Consider the following 16,191-nt stretch of genomic DNA (forward strand, 5'->3'; position numbering starts at 1 on the left):
CACAAGCAAACAAATATTCTTGTTCGGTAAGATACCTTCCCAATACACTAATCCATGCTTCTGAGCCAGTAGTGTACAGATATCCTTCTTCTTGAGTTTCAGGTTTTAGAGTTCCTTTGACAATTTCCTTGGTCAACATTACATCATATAATGTGGGTAGAGCAAACCAAGTTGGTATATTCTTGTCATCTTTTTGAAGTTTGGATGGAAGTCCATGTCTGAATTGGATCTTTTCTTCCTCTACAATTAATCCAACGTTTGTAATGGTATCCGTTTCATATTTTACCTGAATGTCTCTAGATCTGGAATTTTCTAACTGGAAGAAATAATCATTTAAAGTGACCCAGGCATTTCTTTTCTCATCGTACCATGCATCATTCCATATGTGTTCATCTGGAATTGTATTAGGAATATTTGGGTGTCTGAAATATTCCATTTTTTTGGAATATTCTATTGCCTTTGTAATCTCTGCAATGTTTGATTTTGTCTTTGACATTTTTTCTATTGCTTGTAATCTTTCTTGTTGCTTTCCTATAGTTTCATCAAAACTATTTTCTAGTTGTTCCAGTGTCTTTTGATTTTCTTTTAGCATTTTTTCCAAAAATGGAACCTGAACTCCCTCACGGAAGTTTTGATTTTTTTGTGAAAGCATCAATTAGAATAACCTCTATTTGCATAAAAAGGCTTTAGATTTTTTATTACTTGTTTCATACATATACTAGGGGCCTATAATATATAACTATTAGGGGCCTAGTTTATATGGTGTTGACAAATACCAACAACAATTGATTCAAAAGAGAAAAACAAAACTCCAGAGTACGATAAATAGAACCATAGAGGGAATCACATATTACAAAAATCGAGTGAACATACCTTCAGAGTTTTTAGATGAATTGCAATGGGAGAAAGGCGAGGAACTCAACATATCAATCAGAAACCACAAGTTGATTATTGAAAAAGTGTAAATTTTTCATGTATGTTGGTGCTTTAATGTATTTCAGCATTATACCATATGACTCAAACAAAAATTTTGAATCTTGAAAAACAGATTAACGAAAATTGTAAAAAAATTCAAAAAGAGATGGAAGGAATAAAGAAAATATTTAGAAAATAAAGATACAGTATAAATTCAGAGATAGAAGAACAAGATTGGAAACAAAATAGTATTTCTTATTGTATAATTTTTGTTTTCTTGTCTACTAGTTTGGAAATGAGTTTTTGTTGTTCTAAGAACAACGATTCTAGATTCTCTATCTTCTTTGAGATCTTGTCTTCAAAGTCAGGGATTTTTGATTTTCTGTTCATTTCTCGCTTACCTTCCTTGAGTTTTACAAGTTCATTTGAAAGTTCCTTGCCGCAATCTATACAATGGTGTTTGTCACTGCTATTTTGAACATGGCAGTTTGGACATGATTTTGAAAACAAGACAGATTCGTTGGTATTGTCCTTCTTGAGGCCATGTAGTTTCAGGATTGCATCTTCTTGATCTGAATTTGCCAGATGCTCATAAACTGCCAGCATGTTGGAACCCCTAGACCAGTTACCATAAATTTTGGCAACATTACCTAATTTTTTGCTGTATTCAGTAAGGGCAGTATGTCTAAACAAGTATGGCCATATCCTCTTTTTGATTCCGGAGATGTCTCTAGTTCTTTTTATCAATTCTGAAAATCTGTGATAGGGTATCAAACCATCTGCATTATCGTGATAAAATAAAAACGCGTCAGGATCATCACTGTATGGATGTTCTGCAAGCCATTCCTTGATAGGCTCAAAACTTGCAACAAGTGTCAGCGATTTTGGCCCTGTTTTGCCTGTTGTGTGAATCCGCACAAAGTCTTTCTCAAATTCAATGCCACTTATTCTGATGTCAAGAAGCTCACCGGGGCGATAGGCACCCTCCAACAAAACAAAGATGATTGCGATGTTTCGTTTGACATATCTTCCTCCCATCCTTTTTGCTGCCTGAATTAACTGTAGTATCTCATCGTCAGTGAGAAGGTCTTTTGATTGCACTTTCTGGTATTTGTCTTTGAATGAACCTGGCGTAATCCATGCCACCAACGGATCATATTCTTTCCCCTTTGCCTTGTCAGCTATTTCACCATGAACTGCAAAATGGCATATTCGCTTTAATCCTGTCAGAGTATCTTTTTTGACAGAGTTTTCATAATTAGAATCTGCTATGGTTTTGTGTATAAATTCAATTTCTTCCCTAGTCCATTCTTTGATATTTTTGTCATCTTTGATTTCTAAAATTCTTCCAATACATTCAGCATAGTTTGCAATCCTTCCATATGACTTGTTATCCAATCGTAGTCTATCCATAAACTTGCAAACTGTTTTGGCATTGTCACCTGAGAATTTTTTTTGAAGATTTATTTTGGCACGTTCGGTCCTCTTTTTTGCATTGTGGATATCGATTTTTATTGCCATGATCCTATAATCTCCAATTTGATTTAACTGGTAAATTTTGTTCATTGTGGGTTATCAATAACAAGAGAAACGCAGAGAGAGGGATTTGAACCCCCGTATGCTTGCGCACACAGGCTCTCAAGGCCCGCGCCCTACCGAGCTAGGCGACCTCTGCAAAAAATCTTGGATAAAAGCGGTTAAAATCTGTTGAGGTAAAATAGAAAAATAAGAAAAAAGAAAAAAATTCTTTTTAATCGTGTGCGTGTGGGTTTTCAGAACCAGATTTCATAAGTACATATGTTCCGGCTGCTTTCTCGTGCCATTCTTGGTTAGCAGATTCGATACGAATTGCTCCTTCAGGACAGATTTCTTGACAAGCCATACAAACAGTGCAATCGTGTTCTCTGATTGGCATTGATTTGTCTGTATAATCTAATCTCTCATCTTGTTCTGTCAAGCCAGTACCGTCAAAAGTTTGACCAACAACATCTTTTGCTGGAATATCTTTTTCGGTTCTGTACCATTGGAATGTTTGAACTGGACATACACTCATGCATGAACCAGCTGCTACACAGGAATCCCAATCGACTGCAACAGTAGTACCGTGAATTCCGAGAGGAACTTGCTCTTCTCCTCTTGCTTCATAGGCTGCTTTTACATCATCGTTTGAGAATGCTGCACCATCAGTTCTTCCCTCACCCCAAATCCAATGGAAATTCTCACCATCAGAATGGCTTGTTTTTCCTTTTGGTTTTACATCGTTGTGACAAAAGTCTTCAGGTATTTGTAGATCTACCATGGTGAATAATATTTTGAAATATTATTTAAATCTAGACAAAATTAGTGTAGACTAAATCTAAAAAAGATAGAAAAATCAAAAAGTTCTAGGTTTAGATTTGTAAAACTCATAAAGTTTTTGCAGCACTTTCGTGTTTTTCAACATTTGATTGATCAACTTTGATAGCTGCTGGTGGACATACTGAAACGCAAGCCATGCACCAAATACAATCATGTTCTCTGATCGGATCTGCTTTATCTGTAAGATCTTTACGTTCATCTTTTACATCACTGCCAGTTCCTGAAAAGGTTTGACCAACAACATCTTTTGCTGGAATATCTTTTTCAGTTCTGTACCATTGGAAAACTTGTACAGGACAAGCTTCAATGCAAGCACCATCAGCCACACAAGAATCCCAATCGACTGCAACCATTGTACCACTTACACCAAGAGGAACTTGTTCTTCTCCTCTTGCGGTATATGCTGCAACAACATCTGCATCAGCTAATGTTTCAGCTTGTGAGCCATCAGTGTTTTTGGTTTTACCTGGACCCCACATAATATGGAAATTTCCATCATCGAGGCTAATTTTTCCAAGTGGCTTTAGACCTTCAGGGAAATTTTCTGCTATTGGCATGATACAATATTTTTTGAGTTAATATTTAAAGCTAGATAGTTGTTCAGCGAACAGATAAGTGAATAATCGATCAAGTGTGAAGGAAAATTTCCTTACGTTCATAACGATCAAAGATCAATTTACTGGATATGGATATTATCAAGTTTGATGTGTATAGAGGACCAAACCTCGGAGTGTACATCAGTGTAAACAATAGCATCGGATTGGTCCCGATGGGATTTGCAAAAACTAAAGCTGATAAACTTGCAAAATATCTAGACATAGAAATTCATCATACTGCAATTGCAAATACAAGATTAATTGGAGCATTGTCAGCAATGAACAATAAAGGAATTTTACTTCCAACTACAGCCTATCAAAATGAATTTGATTATTTGAAAGCAGAGACGAATTTAGAAGTTGGAGTATTAGATACAAAATTCAATGCACTTGGAAATGTGATTTGTGCAAATGATAAAGGAGCAATCGTATCTCCATGGTTGTCAAAACAAGATTGTCAAACAATCTCAGATGTTTTGGGAGTAGAAGTGATTCAGAAAAAAATTGCAGGATTTAATCAAACAGGGGTTGTTCTTGTTGCAAATAATTCAGGGGCTGCCATTCATCCAGAAGCAGATGAAGAAGATATGAAGACAATAGCAAATGTACTAGGCGTGAAAATTGAGCAAAGTTCAATCAATAATGGTATTCCGTATGTATCATCGGGCATATTGGTAAATGATCACTGCGTAGTTGTTGGTTCATTGACTAGTGGACCTGAAATAATGATGTTGACTAGAGCATTTCTAAATTAAGAATAGATTTTGGATCTTCAGTTAGTTTTTCTAATGAAATTGTTCCCTCAGTTCCATTTATCATATCTTTAAGAACGACATTTCCGTTTTCTAGTTCTTGCGGTCCTACGATAATTGCAAACTTTGCATTTGTTGCAATGTCCATTTGTTTTTTCATATTACGTCCTGCCAAATCAATATCAGTTGGAATATTGTTGAGACGTAATAATGATGTAATTGAATGAGCAACTTTTTGCATCTCTTCATTAATGTATAGTACTGCAACCCTATTTTGTTTTGATTCAGTTACTATTTTTTGCTCTTGCATTGTCAACATTATTCTCTCAACTCCACCTGCAACTCCAGTTGCACCAATATCTTCTCTGTTGAATGCTTTAGTTAGTGTATCATATCTGCCGCCACCAGCCAATGCACCAAGTTTTGAATTTTTATCAAATACCTCAAAGACAATTCCAGAATAATAATCCAATCCTCTTACAATTCCGAAATTAATTCTAACATTTGAAACTCCTCTATTTTCTAATGAATCAACTAATGCTTTGAGTTCATCCCAAGAATCTAGTTGTGAGACATCAAATGTTTTTTCTACTTCTGAAATTGTTCCCTTTATTTGTGAAAACTCTAGAATTTTTTCTAACTTCTCAGTTTCATATCCTTTCTCTTGAAATTCTGTTAAGATTTGTTCTTTTGATTTTTTTGCAATCTTGTCAACTGCACGCAAAATATCTGCAACAAGTTCTGGTTCATTTGAATCAAATACTTTGTTAACATAAGATTCTACAAGATTTCGATGATTGATATCAATTGTAATATCTTTGAGTAATAAAGAATCAAATAATCTAGATGTGATTTCTATGATTTCAGCTTCTGATTCAAGGCTAGCTTTACCATAAATTTCAATGTCCCACTGGTGAAAATATCTGTATCTTCCTTTTTGTGGTTCATCATATCTAAATACGCCACCAAATGCCGAGATTTTTGCTGGAAGCTTCATTGATTTCTGCGATGTCGCGTATCTTGTTAATCCCATTGTAAAATCAAAACGTAATGCTACTTCTCTATCCCCCTTATCTTTGAAAAAGTAAATTTCATCACGAATACCAGGGCCAGATTTTGTCTCCAATGTAGAAAGTAATTCAATCGGAGATGGGTCCATGAATGAAAACCCATACAAATTTGACAATTTCTTGAAATGTGATCTAATGTGTTCAATGTTTGCATTTTCTTCGCCCTCAAAGTCTTTCATTCCACGTGGCAGTTCCAAGATAATTAGATGTTGAAATGTAGTGATTTAGATATTTCTCTGACAGTAAGCAATAGGCTTAATTGAACATCGAAAATTGTAGAATGTCAATATGAAAATAACCATAAAAGAAGGATGGAGTGAGAAAAGTAAGATGGCAGTTTTTGCCATTATTGGAAGTCTAATTGCAATTATTGCTGTTGTAATATCGGATTAGTTTCTTTTTAGAGAAAATGTAGACATCCAATAGTGCATTATTTTTCTATTCAATTCTACAAAAGCATCTGCATTATCATTCCATGTTTTAGCTACATTCTTTGCATATTCAATATTTGAAATTGTGAATTTGTCACATACTGTACGATACTTTGTTGTTTCTTCACCCATTGTGTTTAGGATGTCTTTTGCTTTCTTTGGAAATTTGTATCCTGAACTTGATAAAAATTCTGTGTATAAAGAAGTGTTTGAATCTACTGCATGTCTCCAAGATTTGTAACATTCGTTTTGTAAATCAAATAGTGTTTGTTGAATGTGTGGGACAGCATGTTCAAGTTCCGTGAAATATTTTTTGTTAATTTCTTCAAATATGTTAGAATCTTGATTTTTACTCATAATTTTTCTACAAAATTTAAGGATTTAAGATTTTTGAAGGAATTCATGGCAGATTTTATTTTGATTTAATTGATAATGGTCTCTGACCATACTTTATGAAAATCAAATTTGCACTTTCTAAAAGAGCCTGCACATATGGATAGTTAGGATTACAAATAAGATCATTTTTAATGATATTCAAATAATGTCTATTTTGTTTTACTTGTCGTAATTTTTTTGATTTTGATGCCTCATAATTTTTTAATTCACCTAGGTTTGCTGAAATATCACAAAGCTTGAGTAGTTTTGCACTAAATGATGCTTCTTGTAGTTGAATTACATATGCCTGCTCTCGTTTTTTTCTAGATATTGTCATGTCTTTAGACAATGATGACACTAGTACTGCTATCTCGCTTTCAAATTGATCATATAGATCATCAAAAGTTGTAGTTGTATTTTCTATTGTATCGTGAAGCCACCCTGCACAAAGTAATTGCTCATCAATCACACCCAAACTTTTGAGTCTATTGACTACATCATCAAGATGTTTTGAATAAGGAGTGATTCCATCTACTCTGAATTGACCTGCATGTTTGTTCTTTGCAAATAATTCAGCACTTTTTACTAGATCCAAAATAATTTTCTACAATTACTAAGATGAGTTTCTTCAATATTATCCAAGTAAACTATAATTTCAGAGAGAGATCTCATCACATTATGCCAATTGAGAAAACTGTTCTTGGAGAAGACCTTGAAATTTGCAGAATTCTTAATGGAATGTGGCAGGTGGCAGGCGGGCATGGTCAGATTAATTCTAAAGATGCAATAGAAGACATGGAAAAATATCAAGATATAGGATTAGCAACATGGGATTTGGCAGACATTTACGGTCCTGCAGAATCGTTAATTGGTGAATTTAGAAGAAAAATAGGGGAAAGAAAAAAATTTCAAGCACTTACAAAATTTGTTCCAAACCCTGGACCAATGAGCAACAGTATAGTGACTCACTATATTCAGCAGTCATTACAGAAAATGGATACGAACTGCATTGATTTGCTCCAATTTCATTGGTGGGATTATAATGATCTTAGTTATCTTGATGCATTAAACAATCTAGCAAAATTACAAAAGGAACGTAAAATCAAACATATTGGATTAACAAATTTTGATACAGAACGAGTTAAAATCATCAGAGATCAAGGGCATCAGATCATATCAAATCAAGTTCAGTATTCCATTTTAGATCAGAGACCAGATAAGATAATGGCTCCATTTTTTGCAAAAAACGGAATAAAGATCCTATCTTACGGAACCTTACTTGGAGGATTTTTCTCTGAGAGATATCTAGGGGTAGATGAACCACAAAGAGACAGTCTAATCACAGCTAGTCTTCAAAAATACAAAAACATGATAGATGCATGGGGAGGATGGAACCTGTTCCAAGAGTTGTTATCAGAACTAAATAATATAGCACAAAAACACAACTGCAGCATAGCAAATGTTGCAACACGATTTGTGCTGGACAAACCACAGGTAGCAGGAGTAATTATCGGTACAAGACTAGGAATTGCAGAACACAGAGATGATAATATCAGAGTATTTGATGTAAAACTAGACTCACAAGACATCTCGTCAATAGGAAGTATAACTGCCAGATCAAATGACTTGTTTGATGTGATAGGGGATTGTGGTGGAGAATACAGATAGAGAATTTCAGATATGGAAATTTATACGATGAAGCAACAATTAGTATGACTTGACTGAAAAAGTTTTGCCAAAAGAAAATTCTGATTTTAGTCTCCCAGGAAGAATCGATGAGAGTAACTCGGTATATTTTGAATCTGAAATAGAATCAAAATCAAAAAGCAGGGCACTGATCATGTTTGGAATTACATTTACGCTAGTGGCAGCAGGAATATTTTCATATTATTTTCTAAATCAAAATGAGATTGATATCCAAATTTTGGAAAATACTGCATTTAAGACACTGGAGGAGAAGATGGTAGATTATTATGGTGTCGGACAGTTTGGAAGTGAGCATGCGCACGCAGCATTAGCAGTTTTTGTTAGTGGAGACAAGATTGATTTTTCGCATCCTCAGTTCCAAATTCAAAGTAAATACATTCATTTTGAAAATGACAATCCATATCTGATTCATAAACATGCAACTAATGTCCCATTAGATATGCTGTTTGCATCATTTGGAATGGAAATAACATCTGAATGTATTGTGTTAAGATATGAAAAAGATGCAGAAAAGTATTGTAGTGATTCAGAAAACCACATGACATTTTTGGTAAATGGAAAATCTTCTTCAAAGATTAATCTATACGAGATAAGACACAATGATAGGATTTTGATTTCACTTGGGAATCCAGAATCAGTTTCAAAACAGATGCAATATTTAGAAGGACTTGAAATTCATGACATTCCAAATAGTAAGTTAGTTCCTGGAAAGGACATCTCCGTTTGATCATGGAAAATAGTTCTAATGAATAGTGATCCTTTTACGTAATAATGCAAAAAAAAATTATGGCAGAGTGCGCTCATACTTGGAGAAAGAAGCTGAGATTGCAAGAACTGATGATTATTGCAAAAAGAGAAATAGATGCTGGAGAAGAAATTGATTTGGTTTATGAAATACTAGAGGACGAAATGGATACACGCTGGAGATTTGTAGGGAGTACAAAAAGACAATATCTAGAAGAAATAAAGAAAATTTTAGCAAACAAGTATGTTTTAACAGTATAAAATTAGTTTTTAAGATATGAAGTAGTATTGTATGTATGGCACTTGCATACATTGGAATTGCAATAGGAGTTTTGATAGTAACAATATTGATTGTAAAAATTGTGAAGACTAGTCCACGAGAAGTTGCAGGAATTGATGTGTATTGTAAGAAATGTGGATTAGAAACAAGAGGGTTAAATTGTCCAAAATGTGAGAAAGAATCTAAATCATTTGGAGTTTAATTCACATTGTGTAGTGATGTTTTAATTGCATAATTGTGAAAATGATGTATGTCAGAGGTAGTCACAGAATATTTTACCTGTAAAATTTGTCAGCAAAACTATCCCATATCATGTGAAGAAATGAAGATGCCCCAACAACATGTGACAGTTGTTGGTTAAAGATGGAGATTTGGCAAAGATATGATGATTCTGGTTTGAATATTGAAAGTTAATTATTTTTAAGATTGTTTATACTTGGTAACATATTGGGTTCAAAGATAGATTGTCAATGTACAAAATGTGATTGTAAAGAAAATTTTGAAATTATAGAGGGTGAAGAACTGTTGAACTTAATACAGCATGGAAGGTTAACAGATAAACAAATTGCATTCTTAAAGACAAGAATAGATAGCAAAATTTGCAAGCAATGTTTTATTGGCAAACACAAGTGAGAATTTACAACAAGCTAAAGTATTTGATCAGTGATTTTTAGTCATGAAGGATTCTACAAAGGGAGTAATAGTAATTATAATTTCAATTATTGCATTTTATAGCACAATGAGTATATTGTGGAGGTTGTGAGAAATTTTCTTTATTGTGATAGAGTTTAACGGAGGCATGGTTGTTTTTTCTAGTTGATGCAATGTTGGGCAACATTGCCAAAAAATTACAACTGTTAGGATTTGATGCTGAATATTGTTCAGATATGGAAGATTTGAAATTAATTGAAAAATCTAAAAATGAGCAAAGAGCAATAATCTCAAAAGATCGTGAATTAATTGCCAGGGCAAGAAAACAAAATATCACATCTGTTCACATAACAAAAGAAAATGAAATTGAGTAATTTTTGGAAATTCTTGAACAAATTCCATTAGAATTCGATTCAATTTCTGGAGATACTGCAAGATGCACAAAATGTAATTCTTTAACATCACAAATTGACAAATCAAAAATTTCAGATAAAATTCCACAAAAGGTTTTAGAATTTAACGAAAAATTTTGTAGATGTGATAAGTGTAATCAAATCTATTGGGAAGGAACACATATCAAAAAAATTCAAGAATTTGTAGAAAAAGTGAAACTAGGGCGAAATAGAGCATAAACGCATTATTTTTTGAGCGGTTTTATCAATATCCACATTAGGTTCTGCAGAGATAAAGAGAACTTTATCGCCATACAAAAAAGTAAAAGTCACAACATTCTTTCTTCTTGCAGCTGCATATTCCACAGGTCCAAGATTAGCATCAAAATCTTGTCTGGTTCTAATTCTCAATATTGCTTCAATGAACATTTTCTTTCTTTCTTGATCATTTTTTAGAGGTTTGATTCCATCTGAAAAAGAACCTTCAACGAGGTTACCCATCATGTCCAAAAAACCAGCAAAACGAATCTCAGGCTCTTTCAATAATAATTCACATTTTTGGCTCAAGGATTCACTAGACATGCTTTATCAACTAGATTTCTGTTGATAAAAACCATAATTAAATTGTCAGCATTGAAGATAAGAACAAAACTGCAATATTCTAAAGATCATACATATTTTTCATATAATTGAATCAACATTAAATTGATTTTTTTATTTTCATGATCTCCCCAAGAATCAGATTTTATTCTGATGTGAATATTATTTTCTTCTAGATTTTTTGTGACTATAGGATACATCATTCCAATAAAGAAAGATTTCTTGTCCAAATGCATTTGTTCTGCCTTGTGTTGGAAATAACTAATCCATTCAGATTCTTGGTCTTGAAATGTTTCAAAAATTATAGACTGGATTTTCTCTTCAATTTCTCTATTCAATAAATAGTAAAAGTATAGTTTCGATTTAGATCTTTCTGTGATTTAAGAATATAAGATAAATATCTCATATGAAGAAAAATACTATGGCAAAAAGCATTAGCTGCTCAGATGCAGGAAAGGACTGCTCATGGTCTGCAACTGCAGATTCTGAAGAAGAATTGATGAATAAAGTTACTGAACACGTGTTATCTGATCACAAAGAGATAGAACTTAATGCAGAAAATATTTCAGGTATTAAATCATTAATCAAAGAAGTATAAATATGCAGAACTATGTAATTTTTTTATACAATCCTAGTAATATAATATTAAAAAAAGAAAAAGATTAGTTAGTAGGAACTACAATTCCTCTATCTATCATCTTAAGTGCCGATTCTGCCTTGAGGCACATTGCTACACCGTTCGATGCTTTCATCACAAGATTATATCCTTCCCGACATTCAACTTCTGTGACATCAACGCCAGCAGTCATTTGTGTTCGTGGAGAAATCCATGCTAGTTGCATGTCTTTTGCCTTTTCAATGAATTCTTCTCTAAGTTGTTGTTTTTCTTCGTTAGAAAGTTCAGATGCTTTTTCACGGAGTTCTGCCTTGTAGGCTTTCATCTCTGCTAATCTTTCATGAACATCAGATTTTTGTTCATCAGACATTTTGAATTTCATCTTGAGCATGTGTTCTTTGTACTTCATCTTGATTTCAGAACGTTTCTTATCAGATTCTTCTCCAAATTTTGCCTCGAATTTCTTTCTGATTTCATCTGTTCTTTCATCAGTGATGTCACGCTTATCCATGATCATGGCCTTTAGATGGTCAGACTTTTCAGAAAACTTTTCCATTTTGTCATGAAGTCTCTCTTTGACAACATCAGACATTCTATCCTTTGCGACATCAGACATTCTATCAAAGTCATGAGGCATAGTACCAAAGTGTTTCATCTTATAGGCTTTCTTTTCTTCAGGTGTCATCTCACACCATTCAGATGCCTTTTTGACAAACTCAACATCAAATGTACTTGCTGCAAGTTCTTCATCAGTTAGTTTACAGAATCTCTCATAGTCCATGTGAACTGTTTTTCTATCATGCATTTTGTCTTCCATATGGGATTTGTATTCGTCTTTGTGTTCTTCAATGAATTTCATTCTTGAATCTTCATCAGTTAGAGCACAGTAACGGTTCATCTTTTCAACATGGTCTTCTGCTTTGTCATGTTCTGCAACATATGCTTTTTTCTCAACATCAGTCATGTCACAATATTTATCAAGCATCATTCTCATGTCTTTTTTGTAATCCATACGATAGTTTTTAGCATAATCTCTTAGTTCTGCTCTGATTTTGTCTCCATGTTCCTTGATCAAGTCATCAATTTCATCCTGCTCCTCTTCAGATAAGTCACAATAATTTGCTAGTCTGTCAGTGAATGGTGCAAGTTGTGGATGGTCTGTAAGCAGTTGACGTTTTTCTTCGTCAGTCATTTCACAGTATCTATCAAGCAAGTCATCTAGATCAAAATTGTGGTCTTTAGGAAAATGTTCTGCAATAAATTTGTCAATTGCATCTTCTCTTTCTTCTTCAGACATTTCACAATAATTGAGTAATCTTTTTGCAAATTGTTCTAGCCTAGGATGATCTGTAAACAGTTGACGTTTTTCTTCGTCAGTCATTTCACAGAATTTTTCTAGTCTATCATCAAGACTATATCTATCATTATCATCATTTACAAAGACTTTACCATCATCTGTTTTACATTGTTCTGGAAATGACTCCATGATTGGATATCCAGATTCAACGCAGTCTTCAAAACTATCAATGACGTCATCTGACTTTGCAAATGCTACATTACCAGTTGTTACACCAGTAAACATGATCAATGAAAAAACAACGCTTAGAAGTTGTGTTCTTTTCATTACAAGGGTTTTAGATTTGAGAATATAAAGAATAAAGGATCAGATCATAGCAAGTATTATTAGATAATATTCAATTTTTCACGCTATTTGTGCCTAAGATGAGGCTGTAAACTGGAAGGTTGTTTCTGCTGAATTGTTTGCATCATAAAATGCCTTTACGGTGTACGTGTCACTAACCCATAATGGTCCATCAGCTAAAATGATATGTGTGAATGTACCATCAGTGTTTACATCAATTTGTCCAATATCAATCCTATCAGAACCTGTAACGGTTTGAAGAATTACAGGAGTTCCTTCATGAATAGTTGTGAGTCCCTGAAATTATAATGTCATTGCCTGAAAAGTAGACATTAGTCGGAGTTGAAATAGTTAGGGTTGTGCTAATTGGAATATCATCAGTTGGAATTTCAATTTAGGCATCATTTTCTGTATTATCGGTTTCTGATTGATCGGTTTCTGACGTATTAGTTAATCCTAAATCACCAATGCCACTCAACCACTGACTTGCAATTTTACTTTGTGGAGATAGAATTTCAATTACAGCTGTTTCAGTATCAGAATTAAATTCTTCAGATAAATTAATGCTTAGTTTCAAGGTTCTAACTTCTCCGGTATTGGATACTTGAGCAATTACAATCATAGAATCCTTATCTCCTCCAGGTCCAGATGATGATAACCTTGCTTTACCAAATACAATATTGTAAATTTCCTCTTCACCGATTGATATTTCACCACCTGTTACACGGAATTTTTTGGCCTTATCACCAGTAACTTGATTTTCTAAAAATAATTGTCCGTTTAGTGTTTGAACATTTGATGAGTTACTTATTTCAGATGCCTTTCCATCAAAAGAAAGTGTGAATGATTTAGTTATAGTATCTCTATTTTTGAGATTTCCGTATTCTCCGCTTTCATATTTATCTAATAATTTTTGAAGTCATTCTTCCATTTTTTGGATTTTTTGTTCTAGTTCCTCGATGATTTTCTTTGCTCTTTGTTCTGAAAATTGAGCCTTTTCAGATAATTTTGCTTCTCGCTCAGCAAACTTTTCTGCATTTCTAGCTTGTTTTTCATCTCGTTTCTCTTGTGCTTTAGTTAATTTCTCATCTTTTTTGGATTGTTTAAATTCATTTTCTTCGTCATCGTCTTCGGATTCTATTTCAAATGTGATTACACTGACAACTTGCTTGCTGCAAAATCTATGGGATATGATTCGAATCCAATGATAGGTTTTGATCCTCAAAAAATATCTAAAATTATCAATTTACCAGAAGACCATGTAATTTCGATGTTAATGGTAATTGGAAAACAGATCAAGCCGACAATACAGCGTGGAGGACAACTTCCATTGAACAAAGTAGTGTTTACTGACAGATTTCCACAAAAACAATAATTTAGAATAAATTAAAATAAAATCATCATTGAAAACAATTCAATCATTAAACAAAAAAATTACAAATTGCCAAAAATGTCCCAGGCTATCAGTGTATATCCATGATGTTGCAAAAAATAAGGTAAAACGCTTCAAAGATGAAAAATATTATGGAAAACCACTGTCAGGTTTTGGAGATATCAAGGCTAAATTACTAATAGTTGGATTAGCTCCAGCAGCTCATGGTGGAAACAGAACGGGTAGAATGTTTACCGGAGATTCATCAGGAGACTGGCTTGCAAAAGTAATGCACAAATATGGATTTGCATCCATTCCAACTAGTCATTCATCAGATGACGGATTGGTATTAAAAAACGCATACATTACTGCAGCAGTGAGATGTGCACCACCAAAAAACAAACCAACAAGAGAAGAGATGGATACATGCTTTAATTATTTAGAGCAGGAAAAAAATATTCTAAAAAACATTACAATCATACTGTGTCTTGGAAAAATAGCATATCATGCTACTTGCAAATTATACAAAGTCAAACCAGAAAAGTTTGGACACGAGAAATTGTTCTCCTATGACGGATTTAAAATTTTGACATCTTACCATCCATCAAGACAAAATACACAGACAGGCAAGATGACCTGGAATCAATGGTCTTCTGTATTTGCAAAAGCCAAAAAATTAACAAAATAGAAGACAGAAGTTTTCTGCAGGTATCCTTTACGATGTCAAGCAGTAAGCTTTGACATGTAACACGACAAGAGGATATTGTGCTTTGAATATCCCAATGCTCTGTCTTCAATGATAGTGAGCGATAATCAATAATAAAGTAGATCAATAAGATTATGTAAACCTGTATGTTTTTTATAAAATTTTTAAATGAATTTTAATAAACATCCCAGAACTCTAAATTCTATTTTTACTCATTGTGACGAGGACCATCATACCTGCTGAGATTCAGGGGAGAAACTTTGAGGAAGTGGGCAGATAGGAAAAAGGAAACACGAAAAAGATAGTATCTAAAATTCGTCAGTTTTCTGCTACAACCTCGTTTCCTGTTTTATGAAATAAATTATTTCGTTTTTCTTAGATCAGTTATTAGTAGATTAACTCTATCTAGGTTTTAGGCTCTTTTGTCTTGGCCGGTTTTTTCACAGGCTTTACTTTAGGCTCTTTTGTCTTGGCCGGTTTTTTCACAGGCTTTACTTTAGGCTCTTTTGTCTTGGCCGGTTTTTTGGTAGATATTGTATTTTTGTTTTTAGAGTCAGATTTAGTAATTTTTTCTTTAATTGTATTTTGTTTTAGTTTTAATTGATTAATGTCTGATTCGATTTTTTGTTTAGTTGATTCCTGTTTTAATTTTAATTTATTGTATACAATTTTTTCTTTTTCTAATTGTTTTAAAAGAATACTTTGTTCTTTCAATCTCTGCTTTTCCTCTTTTTGTTGATCAGATAACACTTGTTTTTCTTTAGAAATAGAAAGAACTAACTCAAGGCGATGTTTCTTTGAGTTAATCAACTGTTCTTGTTCAGATTTAAGAGAGTCTTTCATATTTTCATATTTCAATAAAAGTTGTCTCTCCTGCTCAATCTGTGCAAGGAGTGAGTCGTAATCATCCTGGGTTGCCTCCAGTGATTTCTTTTCTGATTGTAGCTTGGCCAGATTCTCCTTCTGTTTGGTTGATTCGGATTC

The 16,191-nt window shown here is 33.5% G+C and carries 21 protein-coding genes, 1 tRNA gene and 2 pseudogenes; 10 read left to right on the forward strand and 14 right to left on the reverse strand.

The window, feature by feature from the left end; translation table 11 throughout:
* Positions 1-652: hypothetical protein (locus tag OEW78_RS07255; protein WP_300326242.1), on the reverse strand; the 652-nt coding region annotated here is incomplete at its 3' end.
* A 133-nt stretch (positions 653-785) separates the two neighbouring features.
* Here OEW78_RS07255 and OEW78_RS07260 point away from each other — a divergent pair.
* On the forward strand, positions 786-965 hold the full coding sequence (locus OEW78_RS07260) for an AbrB/MazE/SpoVT family DNA-binding domain-containing protein (protein WP_300326245.1): 180 nt from the start codon (positions 786-788) through the stop codon (positions 963-965).
* A gap of 205 nt (positions 966-1,170) precedes the next feature.
* On the opposite strand, the gene OEW78_RS07265 is transcribed toward OEW78_RS07260, so the two are convergent.
* The 4 genes from OEW78_RS07265 to OEW78_RS07280 all read right to left on the reverse strand — a co-directional run bounded on the left by OEW78_RS07265 (position 1,171) and on the right by OEW78_RS07280 (position 3,830).
* A complete protein-coding gene (locus tag OEW78_RS07265) occupies positions 1,171-2,436 on the reverse strand; it encodes a tyrosine-type recombinase/integrase (RefSeq protein WP_300326248.1) in 1,266 nt (421 codons plus the stop codon).
* 70 nt (positions 2,437-2,506) lie between these two features.
* A tRNA-Ser gene (locus tag OEW78_RS07270) sits at positions 2,507-2,590 on the reverse strand.
* A gap of 75 nt (positions 2,591-2,665) precedes the next feature.
* Positions 2,666-3,214 carry a ferredoxin family protein gene (locus tag OEW78_RS07275; RefSeq protein ID WP_300326250.1) on the reverse strand — a complete coding sequence of 183 codons (549 nt, stop codon included), beginning with the start codon at positions 3,212-3,214 and terminating at the stop codon, positions 2,666-2,668.
* A 106-nt stretch (positions 3,215-3,320) separates the two neighbouring features.
* On the reverse strand, positions 3,321-3,830 hold the full coding sequence (locus OEW78_RS07280; protein WP_300326253.1) for a ferredoxin family protein: 510 nt from the start codon (positions 3,828-3,830) through the stop codon (positions 3,321-3,323).
* A 128-nt stretch (positions 3,831-3,958) separates the two neighbouring features.
* On the opposite strand from OEW78_RS07280, the gene OEW78_RS07285 reads away from it, so the two are divergent.
* On the forward strand, positions 3,959-4,624 hold the full coding sequence (locus tag OEW78_RS07285; protein WP_300326256.1) for a translation initiation factor IF-6: 666 nt from the start codon (positions 3,959-3,961) through the stop codon (positions 4,622-4,624).
* Here OEW78_RS07285 and hisS read toward each other — a convergent pair.
* The 3 genes from hisS to OEW78_RS07300 form a co-directional block, all read right to left on the reverse strand.
* Entirely contained in the window at positions 4,605-5,888 is a 1,284-nt protein-coding gene (gene hisS / locus OEW78_RS07290; RefSeq protein WP_300326259.1) for a histidine--tRNA ligase, read from the reverse strand. The two genes, OEW78_RS07285 and hisS, sit on opposite strands and share 20 nt — an antisense overlap.
* Before the next feature lie 192 nt (positions 5,889-6,080).
* Positions 6,081-6,479 (reverse strand): hypothetical protein, encoded by a 399-nt coding sequence (locus tag OEW78_RS07295; RefSeq protein ID WP_300326262.1) that lies wholly within the window; start codon positions 6,477-6,479, stop codon positions 6,081-6,083.
* A 55-nt stretch (positions 6,480-6,534) separates the two neighbouring features.
* The gene (locus OEW78_RS07300; RefSeq protein ID WP_300326265.1) at positions 6,535-7,092 is read right to left on the reverse strand and encodes an HD domain-containing protein; all 558 of its coding nucleotides are present in this window, start codon (positions 7,090-7,092) and stop codon (positions 6,535-6,537) included.
* Between the two features lie 83 nt (positions 7,093-7,175).
* On the opposite strand from OEW78_RS07300, the gene OEW78_RS07305 reads away from it, so the two are divergent.
* The 5 genes and pseudogenes from OEW78_RS07305 to OEW78_RS07325 all read left to right on the forward strand — a co-directional run bounded on the left by OEW78_RS07305 (position 7,176) and on the right by OEW78_RS07325 (position 10,511).
* Positions 7,176-8,165, forward strand: coding sequence for an aldo/keto reductase (locus tag OEW78_RS07305; protein ID WP_300326268.1), 990 nt, complete (start codon positions 7,176-7,178; stop codon positions 8,163-8,165).
* Positions 8,166-8,214: 49 nt separating this feature from the next.
* On the forward strand, positions 8,215-8,931 hold the full coding sequence (locus tag OEW78_RS07310; RefSeq protein WP_300326271.1) for a hypothetical protein: 717 nt from the start codon (positions 8,215-8,217) through the stop codon (positions 8,929-8,931).
* A 44-nt stretch (positions 8,932-8,975) separates the two neighbouring features.
* Entirely contained in the window at positions 8,976-9,209 is a 234-nt protein-coding gene (locus OEW78_RS07315) for a hypothetical protein (RefSeq protein ID WP_300326273.1), read from the forward strand.
* Between the two features lie 35 nt (positions 9,210-9,244).
* Entirely contained in the window at positions 9,245-9,430 is a 186-nt protein-coding gene (locus OEW78_RS07320; RefSeq protein WP_300326276.1) for a hypothetical protein, read from the forward strand.
* 601 nt (positions 9,431-10,031) lie between these two features.
* Positions 10,032-10,511 (forward strand): annotated as a pseudogene (locus tag OEW78_RS07325) (Mut7-C RNAse domain-containing protein).
* On the opposite strand, the gene OEW78_RS07330 reads toward OEW78_RS07325, so the two are convergent.
* Both OEW78_RS07330 and OEW78_RS07335 read right to left on the reverse strand, forming a co-directional pair.
* On the reverse strand, positions 10,491-10,853 hold the full coding sequence (locus tag OEW78_RS07330; protein ID WP_300326279.1) for a DUF6659 family protein: 363 nt from the start codon (positions 10,851-10,853) through the stop codon (positions 10,491-10,493). The pseudogene OEW78_RS07325 and the gene OEW78_RS07330 overlap by 21 nt on opposite strands.
* Before the next feature lie 86 nt (positions 10,854-10,939).
* Positions 10,940-11,209, reverse strand: a complete 270-nt coding sequence (locus OEW78_RS07335) for a hypothetical protein (protein WP_300326282.1) — start codon at positions 11,207-11,209, stop codon at positions 10,940-10,942.
* Between the two features lie 83 nt (positions 11,210-11,292).
* On the opposite strand from OEW78_RS07335, the gene OEW78_RS07340 reads away from it, so the two are divergent.
* On the forward strand, positions 11,293-11,469 hold the full coding sequence (locus OEW78_RS07340) for a DUF1059 domain-containing protein (protein WP_300326285.1): 177 nt from the start codon (positions 11,293-11,295) through the stop codon (positions 11,467-11,469).
* Positions 11,470-11,533: 64 nt separating this feature from the next.
* On the opposite strand, the gene OEW78_RS07345 is transcribed toward OEW78_RS07340, so the two are convergent.
* The 3 genes from OEW78_RS07345 to OEW78_RS07355 all read right to left on the reverse strand — a co-directional run bounded on the left by OEW78_RS07345 (position 11,534) and on the right by OEW78_RS07355 (position 14,354).
* Positions 11,534-13,111: an ABC transporter substrate-binding protein gene (locus tag OEW78_RS07345; protein ID WP_300326288.1), complete on the reverse strand. Its 1,578-nt coding sequence runs from the start codon at positions 13,109-13,111 to the stop codon at positions 11,534-11,536.
* 412 nt (positions 13,112-13,523) lie between these two features.
* Positions 13,524-13,751 (reverse strand): hypothetical protein, encoded by a 228-nt coding sequence (locus tag OEW78_RS07350; RefSeq protein WP_300326291.1) that lies wholly within the window; start codon positions 13,749-13,751, stop codon positions 13,524-13,526.
* A 297-nt stretch (positions 13,752-14,048) separates the two neighbouring features.
* Entirely contained in the window at positions 14,049-14,354 is a 306-nt protein-coding gene (locus OEW78_RS07355; RefSeq protein ID WP_300326294.1) for a hypothetical protein, read from the reverse strand.
* Between OEW78_RS07355 and OEW78_RS07360 the strand changes: the two genes are divergently transcribed.
* Positions 14,334-14,504 carry a nitroreductase gene (locus tag OEW78_RS07360; RefSeq protein WP_300326297.1) on the forward strand — a complete coding sequence of 57 codons (171 nt, stop codon included), beginning with the start codon at positions 14,334-14,336 and terminating at the stop codon, positions 14,502-14,504. The two genes, OEW78_RS07355 and OEW78_RS07360, sit on opposite strands and share 21 nt — an antisense overlap.
* Before the next feature lie 28 nt (positions 14,505-14,532).
* The gene (locus OEW78_RS07365; protein ID WP_300326299.1) at positions 14,533-15,189 is read left to right on the forward strand and encodes a uracil-DNA glycosylase; all 657 of its coding nucleotides are present in this window, start codon (positions 14,533-14,535) and stop codon (positions 15,187-15,189) included.
* 423 nt (positions 15,190-15,612) lie between these two features.
* Here OEW78_RS07365 and OEW78_RS07370 read toward each other — a convergent pair.
* A pseudogene (locus OEW78_RS07370) lies at positions 15,613-16,191 on the reverse strand (hypothetical protein); the annotation flags it as partial.

Origin of the sequence: Candidatus Nitrosopumilus sp., from assembly GCF_029882185.1 — an archaeon.
GTDB lineage: Archaea > Thermoproteota > Nitrososphaeria > Nitrososphaerales > Nitrosopumilaceae > Nitrosopumilus.